This window comes from Streptomyces sp. URMC 123 (assembly GCF_051386515.1).
In the GTDB taxonomy this organism is placed as follows: Bacteria; Actinomycetota; Actinomycetes; order Streptomycetales; family Streptomycetaceae; genus Streptomyces.
Genome location: NZ_JBPQTV010000299.1, coordinates 1 through 7,815 on the forward strand (window position 1 = coordinate 1; position 7,815 = coordinate 7,815).

6 protein-coding genes are annotated in these 7,815 nt (G+C 69.3%); 2 read left to right on the forward strand and 4 right to left on the reverse strand.

All coding sequences use genetic code 11. The annotated features are described in order from the left end of the window. Window positions 1–31 precede the first annotated feature (31 nt). Window positions 32–724 carry a metal-dependent transcriptional regulator gene (locus ACSNOD_RS25345; RefSeq protein ID WP_436769364.1) on the reverse strand — a complete coding sequence of 231 codons (693 nt, stop codon included), beginning with the start codon at window positions 722–724 and terminating at the stop codon, window positions 32–34. Window positions 725–913: 189 nt separating this feature from the next. On the opposite strand from ACSNOD_RS25345, the gene ACSNOD_RS25350 reads away from it, so the two are divergent. After that, window positions 914–1,672: an SIS domain-containing protein gene (locus ACSNOD_RS25350; RefSeq protein WP_436769365.1), complete on the forward strand. Its 759-nt coding sequence runs from the start codon at window positions 914–916 to the stop codon at window positions 1,670–1,672. A 160-nt stretch (window positions 1,673–1,832) separates the two neighbouring features. On the opposite strand, the gene ACSNOD_RS25355 is transcribed toward ACSNOD_RS25350, so the two are convergent. The 3 genes from ACSNOD_RS25355 to ACSNOD_RS25365 all read right to left on the reverse strand — a co-directional run bounded on the left by ACSNOD_RS25355 (window position 1,833) and on the right by ACSNOD_RS25365 (window position 5,012). After that, window positions 1,833–2,135, reverse strand: a complete 303-nt coding sequence (locus tag ACSNOD_RS25355) for a hypothetical protein (RefSeq protein ID WP_436769366.1) — start codon at window positions 2,133–2,135, stop codon at window positions 1,833–1,835. Window positions 2,136–3,077: 942 nt separating this feature from the next. Further along, window positions 3,078–3,800: a S1 family peptidase gene (locus tag ACSNOD_RS25360; protein WP_436769367.1), complete on the reverse strand. Its 723-nt coding sequence runs from the start codon at window positions 3,798–3,800 to the stop codon at window positions 3,078–3,080. A gap of 1,059 nt (window positions 3,801–4,859) precedes the next feature. After that, complete coding sequence (locus tag ACSNOD_RS25365) at window positions 4,860–5,012, reverse strand: hypothetical protein (protein ID WP_436769368.1); 153 nt, start codon at window positions 5,010–5,012, stop codon at window positions 4,860–4,862. Window positions 5,013–7,557: 2,545 nt separating this feature from the next. Between ACSNOD_RS25365 and ACSNOD_RS25370 the strand changes: the two genes are divergently transcribed. Next, window positions 7,558–7,698 (forward strand): hypothetical protein, encoded by a 141-nt coding sequence (locus tag ACSNOD_RS25370; protein WP_436769369.1) that lies wholly within the window; start codon window positions 7,558–7,560, stop codon window positions 7,696–7,698. Window positions 7,699–7,815: the final 117 nt, after the last annotated feature.

Sequence of the window (7,815 nt, forward strand, 5' to 3'; positions counted from 1 at the left end):
CGGCACCTCAGTGCCGCCACGCCTCAGCGCCTCAGCGCTTGGCGACGAAGACGTGGGAGGCGATGTCGGCCACCAGTTCGGCGGCCTCGCCACCGCTGCCGACCAGCACCCCGCCGGGCGACTCCGTCACGCTCACCACGGCACCGGGCTGCACCCCGGCCCGCCGCAGGGTGTACATCAGCTGGGCGTCCGTCTGGATCGGCTCGCCGATGCGCCGTACGACGACGGTCTTGCCCTCGGTGCCCGGGTCGAGGTCGACGAGGCTGACCATGTTCTCGTCCAGGAAGGGGTCGGCCTCGGTCTTCTCGCCGAGCTCTTCCAGGCCGGGGATCGGGTTGCCGTACGGCGACTCCGTCGGATGCCGCAGCAGCTCCAGCACCCGGCGCTCCACGGCCTCGCTCATCACGTGCTCCCAGCGGCACGCCTCGGCGTGGACCTGCTCCCACTCCAGGCCGATGACGTCGACCAGCAGGCACTCCGCGAGCCGGTGCTTGCGCATGACGCGGGTCGCCAGCCGGCGGCCCTCCTCGGTCAGCTCCAGATGGCGGTCGCCGGCAATGGTGACCAGGCCGTCCCGCTCCATCCTGGCCACCGTCTGGCTGACCGTCGGCCCGCTCTGATCGAGGCGCTCGGCGATCCGGGCGCGCATGGGGACAACACCTTCCTCCTCCAGCTCGAGAATGGTGCGGAGATACATCTCCGTGGTGTCGATCAGTCCGGACATGCGTGCCCCTCGATAGCTCGTGCGGTGGCCCTGGCATCAATTCTGACGCATCCCACCGACAACGGGGCCGCGCCGCCCGCCCCGGTATTGACAGCGCCGTGGTCCGGGCCGCAACGTGATCCGCGCCACCACCAGGTATGCACCGCCCCGATACCTGCCGGACACCTAGGGAAAGGGCCTTCCGCGGCGATGAGCGAACCCACGCTGGCCGGGCAGTTCTTCGATGCCGCGGCGGAGCTGCTGCGGCGCGTGCGCGACGAGGAGTCGGCGGGCATCGAGGCGGCCGGGACGCTGATCGCCGACGCGGTCGCCGCGGACGGCCGGCTCTTCGTCTTCGGCGCCGGGCACTCCTCGCTGCCCGCGCAGGACGTGGTCTACCGCGCCGGCGGGCTGGCCCTGACGAATCTGCTGACCGTGCCGGGGGTCATGGGCGTGGACGTGGTGCCGGCCACGCTCGGCAGCGCGCTGGAGCGGGTGGACGGGCTCGCGGGCGCCGTACTGGACACCAGCCCGGTGCGGGCCGGCGACGTACTGATCGTCATCTCGCTGTCCGGGCGGAACGCGCTGCCCGTGGAGATGGCGATGAACGCGCGGGCCCTGGGGCTGCGGGTGATCGGGGTGACCTCGCTGGCGTACGCGGAGGCCATGAAGTCCCGGCACGTCTCGGGCACGTATCTGAAGGACCACTGCGACCTGGTGCTGGACAGCAAGGTCGCGGTCGGGGACGCGGAGCTGACGGCCGAGGGCATCGAGGCGCCCTTCGCGCCGGCGTCGACCGTGGTGACCAGCGCGCTGATGCAGGCGGTCATGGCGACGGCGGCGGGCCGGCTCGCGGCGCGCGGCATCACTCCGCCCCTGCTGCGCTCGGGCAACGTGGACGGTGGCCACGAGTGGAACGGGCGGGTGCTGGCGCGGTACGCGGACCGCATCTTCTTCCGCCACGGATAGCTTTGCGCTGCTTCCCGCGGGGCGGGGGCCGGGGCGGGGGCGGCCTGTGCACAGGGCGCTGCAGCAAGGAGCGCTCCGGCTGCAAGGACAGTGTAGGAAAGTTTCCTGATCATATTCTGCTGTAACGATGACCGAGCCGGCCGGACACGCGGCCAGCAACTCAAGCGATACCGGCCCTGCGCCATGCCGCCAGGACTTCGTCGCACGCTGCCCATGACTCCGGGCCAGCTTCTGAGTTCAGCACAAGGTGGGTCACCAGCGTGCGGACAGCCGGCAGGTCGAGACTGAACACCGCAAGGACTCTCTCCACAACGCCGATCAGGCCGCGCAGGTCGATGCCGTGGACACCGTCGAGGTAGTACAACAACAGGCCAACCAGGCGTACACCGTCGTCGTCACCCTCGGCGGCTTGGACGAGTGCCGCGTGGCAGGCCCACACCGCCTCCAAGGCGAAAGCAGGCACAGGGCCCGAACGTTCTCCGGGCGGTAATCAGTGGTCACACAATCGCTGACCAACTCGGCGGCGACCTGCCACGTCAAAGCCGGCGCCAAATAACGGGCGTCGTCGAAGGAACGCGCGGCGCCTGCCCCCATGAACTCCAGGACCTCACCGACCACCCGGGCGTCAGCGCTCCAGGCAAGGCCGGACGGAAGCAAGACAGGATACCCAGGGCCGACATGAGAGCTACTCATGGGGGAGGTCTGCCCAGAGTGCCTGCCGGTGACGCCCCCGTGAAACTCACCCAGGCTCACGCTAGGCGGCAGCGGCGACGAGGAACAGACGTACGCCAAAGCAGGGCGCAACACGGGACGCAACACGCAACACAGGACCGCATCGCACAACGATTACGCAAGTCAGCACTGCAACCCGCGCTGCATGTTGCAACACCGTATTGCACCCGACGCTGCACCAGCGCGCCACCCGACGGCGGACGCAACGCCCCCACCGAATACAGGCACGTCCTCCACCATGACCTCCACGCGCAGCCGAGCGAAACGCGTCAGATGCCGCCAACCACCCCGCTCGATCGCGGTGTCGGCCTCGACTTCGGCACCCAGCTCCGGAGTGACCAAGGTGACATCGAGCGCCTCTCGGCTGCCCCACGCGGCGGTGCAGCGCGTGCTGGACCGCAGGGGGCCTTCAGGTCGCGGTCGCCTGCCGCCCGCGGTCGTAGGCCACCTGGATGAGCGAGCGCGACTACTCCGGGTGTCGGGGTGCGCAGTGCCTCTAGCGTGCGGGCCATGGACATCACCCGGATGCCGGACCGCTGCGGCGGGCGGTGCACCAGCTGGGCTTCGAGGCGGTCGAGAAGTGTTACCGGGATGCATCAACGGTTCGCACACGGCCGCAGGACCCCTCGCGCATCGGGTCCCTGCGGCCGTGTGCGGGCAACTTCGGCTGCCGTCAGCCTGCGCTCAGCGTGTTATCGATCCACTGCCGTGCGCTGCCGACACTGGCGAAACAGGAAGTCCCCCCGCCGACGGTCGACGCCACGCCGTACACCTTGCCGGAGGTGTCGGTGACGTTTGAGCTGTACAGGGGGCCACCGGCGTCGCCTGCAACGAGGTGGCCGTTACCACCGGTGGCGGACAGTCCGTATCCATTCCCGGCCCCGTCCGAGCACCAATTCGAGTTGACTCTGTGGTCGGCCCACCTCAGTTCTGAGGTGCCGCCCCAGCCGTATGCGTACGTGGTCTCGCCTGTCGCCGGGTACTCGTGCGCGAGGGCGAGAGTCGCGGTCGCGGTACCCGACGGTGCCGAGCTGTCCAGCTTCACCAGCGCGATGTCCTGCCCCCACTTGACGTGGATGCCCGACTGGGACGCCCCGAGCTGGGTGCCGCCGCTTGAACTGGTGCTGCCTGTCCGGACGAGCACCTGCTTGTTCGTGATTCCGCCCTGCTCCACGCAGTGCGCGGCGGTGAGCACCCACTGAGGTCGGACCAGCACCCCGCCGCAGTAGTGCCAGGTGCCGTCTTGCCGTTGCCCCTGGAGGTAGACCATGCCGGGCGGCACGTAGCTGGCCGCGGAACCGCCGGAAATCGCTGATGCCGTGCCCTGAAGGCAGGCCGGGATCGCTGCGAGCGCGGCGAGGATGCCGACGACGAACGTTCTGCGAGGACGACGCATGTGGGCCACTCCCTGTTGTAGAGCCGATTGCGGCGGCTCACCCGACCTGGGGCTGCAACCCTCAGCCTGCGGTCAGGTCGAACGTACGGAGCGTGGAGTGCAACCGATTCAGGGGGTAGGCCTGAAAGTAGCTGTCGCACTTCAAGGAGGTGTCCGCGGTGTCGGAGACATTGGTCTCGGCGGACCCACTCGCCGAGCCCGGCAACACCGTGGTCGCGGTATCGCCGGGGACCGAGTACACGCACTGATGCACATTCAGGTAGCCCGTAGGGGCCGCCTTAGCCGCGGGAGTGGAAGCCGGCGCCGGGCCTGCCGTGCCCGCGACAGCACACACGCCCATCGCGGCCGCTACGAGCGGCCGCCAGATACGTTTGACCAGCGATCGAGACAATGCCATGGCCTCCTCAGCTAGCCCCTGCAGTACCGACGACGCCGAGCTACGGGGCACTACCCCAGAGCAGCACAAGGGAAATGGGGGCGTGACAGTCCATCCCTCAATCTCATCCACTCAGGCGATTAACGGATCACCTGTGCCAATCGTTTGAGGGCACGGCACCTGACTGTCTTGCCGAACTCGCATGCAACAGCGACGGTCCCGTGCGTGGGCTGTGGCCCGATCACCTGGGAGCAGTGCCAGCGACTGGTACTGGCCTCGGCCTGTGCGTCGGCCTGGCATTCGGCGGCGAGCCAGGCGGCGGCCCGCTCCTCCCCGTGCCGCTGGGCTGCCGCGAGCCGTGCGGCGTACTCGCTCGGGGCTGGCCTCCTCCCATCCCGGGCCACGCCGCAGCACCTACGCCTACAGCGCCCTCTTCTACCGAGCGAAGGGGTGCGCCCCCTGGCCGCCAGAGGTCCGGCCAGCCCCGCTTCACCGCCGACCTCCACCGCCTCACCCCGCCCAGCGCCGCCGCTCCGCCAGGTCGTCAACGCCTTCGTCGACGACCTGCGCACCGGAGGCGGGCGCTTTCACACCGGCCTCCGCGTGAAGGGCGCCCGCAGCACGCCCGGTGTCTTCGAGCTGACTGGGAGGGCACGGGCGGGCGATCTGGCAGAAGGAGGCGGTCACCCGCTGGCAGGCTCGACGCCTGTTCCGAAGGGCGGGACATCGGTGACCGCGACATCCAGCCGGAGCCGGGTGTGACGCAGCGGGTGGCGCCATACGCCGCCGCGGTCGATCGCGGTGTCGGCCTCGATTTCGGCCACCAGCTCCGGCACGACCAGGGTGACATCGAGGGCCTCGCGGCTGCCCCACGCGGCGGTGAACCGCGCACCGGACCACGGATGGTCGGCCCCGGCGGGGCGGAGGTGTTCGGCGAGCTGGCGGGCGGCGGCCTACTTGAGCGGGACGGTACGGCCGACCGGGCGCAGCCGGCCGGTGTCGTCGTAGCGGCCCAGGACGAGGATGTGGGGGCGGGCGAGGGTGCCGGTAATGACGCCAAGGATCGCTTCCCTGATGATCTGGTGTGTTCAAGCGCATCAGGAGGGGTCTCGTTGAGCGAGTGGCATGTGGAGTGGGTGCCAGATCCAGGCCGGTGGGGAACGCTGCCAGCGCATCGCGCCCTCCCCCGCAGGTCCCCGCCGGGGGCGTCCGACCAGGCTTGCCCAAGAGCAGCGGGACGCACGCCGGGAGCTCGGCATCGAATGGGCCTGAGCTGTCGCTCAGCTTGACCGCACGCGGGCCTGTAAAAGACCCCGGGGCCGTGACAGTCCCCGGGGCACGTGTTGATTCGCCGTGCGAGCGAGAGGGGATTCCTTCTCGCGGTCAGCGCTGTTCGATGGTTTCGTCCCTGGTGGCCGCCTTGACGCGGCGGCTTGCTTTCGTCCTTCTTCTCGGTGCTCATGAAATCCGGATTGGCGTGGCTGTGCCAGAGACCCCAGGTCGCACGACACTCGCGCTGGCCCACACTGGATTCAGGTTCAGCACAACGCGGGGTCCATCAAAGCAAATACTTCGGCTAGCTCTGGGGCGTTCGCCTTGGCCACGCTCTCCACTTCCTGGTCCGCGTAGCACGACAGCCCGTAGGTGAGATCGTTGACGGGACCAGCAGCAGCTGCAGTGCTCGCGTTGGCCATTCCCACGAGCAGAGCACAGATCGCTCCCGCGACAGCCGATGCCGCCCTCTTTCGTGTGCGCACAACCCGCCCCCCATCCCAGACTCGGCCGACAATGTCTTGATAAGCCTGTCCGCACAGGGCATCCCCATGCCGCCGGTGACCCCTTCGGGGGACACCCCGGACGCATGCACCCCGACGGTGGTGGACATGGCGGTGTTGCTGTCCGGCCGTTGAGCCGGACAGCGCCCGGCCCCGGGGCATCGTGGGTGAGTGGGTGGGGTGGTGTCAGCGGAGCGAGGCGATGCCCGGGCGGGTGAATCTTCCTCGCGTACGCGGGGGCCGATCTCATCGAATAAATGCAACTTGCACATAACTTGCACATCTTTACGTGCCTGTTTTCGAGGTCGGCGGCTCGCGGCGACGGCAGGCTGGCACCATGTGAGAGGTCGGGCCTGTGGCCAGGGCCCTAGGGCGTGTCTGACGGGAATGTTCCGGCCGTCGAGCCGTAGCAGGCCCGCACTGGTTTTCATGCGCTCCTGAATGGCTTCCGGCCGCCCCTTACGGTAATCCGTACACCGACTATGAGCGGGAATGCTGCCAGTGAACTCGCTCTCTGCACCGACGCACTGGGGAGGGATCTCATGAACGGCGTTCGCCGATGGGTCGCTGCTTTTGCGGCAGGTGTCCTTCTTCCGCTAGGCACGATTTCACTGGCCTCGCCTGCTCGGGCCGTCGAGCTGGGCAATGTCCTCCGCGACATCAATAACCGCGTCGATGACACCGCCGACATCGTCGGCTCCAACGTTCCCTCCTTGCCCAAGAGCACCTCCGGCACACTCCGGGACCTAAGCGGCGTCGGGGGCCGGCTGCGGGGGCGCTGACCGTGGTGTGCTGAACGGCCGGGACTCGGTGGTGCCAGGAATGGCAGTCATGCACCGTTTGCTATGTTCCGAACAGGTCCGGCACGTTCCACCACGAGACCCCCGTGCGCAGCCAGGGAGTAACCCCGTCGAGACGTTCTTGCGCTGGCGTCAGCACTCCGGCCAGAGCCGGAGCGCTGGCTCCGCGGAGGAGCAGGGGATCGGCGGCCTGACGACGACGGGACCGATGGTGGTCAGGCCGCGGCCGGCATGACCACGGGGACGACCGGGGCCGTCTTCCGGACGGTTGTGCGGGTGAGGCGGCGGGCCATCAGTGATCGCCGCCCAGGTGATGAGCGACTCGCCGACCTGCGGCAGCCTCTCGCGGTCACACCAGTGCCGGCCGGCCCGCATGGCGTACGGGCCATGGACATCACCCCGATGCCCGAGCCGCTGCGGCGGCGGGCGGTGCACCAGCTGGGCTTCGAGGCGGCCCCGAAGTGTTGGCAGGTGCCGCGGTACACCGAACCCGACCAGGCGCACAGCTGGGAGCGGATGGGCGCTGTACCGCGCCCCGGACGCCCCCGACACGCTGGACAAGGCGGCCTTGCTGATCACCGCCTACGGCCAGCGCACCGGCACGGCCACCGACACCCTCGCGTCGTACCTCCAGATCCGGGCAGCAGCGCAGCCGAGCGGCACGGCCGGAAGATGCCGTGCGGGCGCACCCGGCCGGCCTGCTCGGTGAGGAAGCTCCCGAAGGCGGCGGTGAAAGCGCGCCCCACCGGTGGGGGCAGCGCACCGCTGAGCACGCGCGGGAGGCGCAGGACCCGGAAGAGCTGTTCATGGAGGCAGTGCTGCAGGGGCTGACGGCCCGGCTGTGCGACGACATCGACGCGCTCGACCACTACCTGCCGCCACACATCGCGGAGCTGGCGGACAAGGTCGCCGGGGTACTGGAGATGCCACAGCCGGCCCCCGCGTGATGGTGAGGCCGCGGCGGCGGCCAGAGGTGCCCCCTGCGAGCCGGGCGCCCTGGGCCGTCAGGCGCCGACCCTGGGGCCCGTGACGTACAACGGCGCTCACCCTGCGGCGCTGTAGGG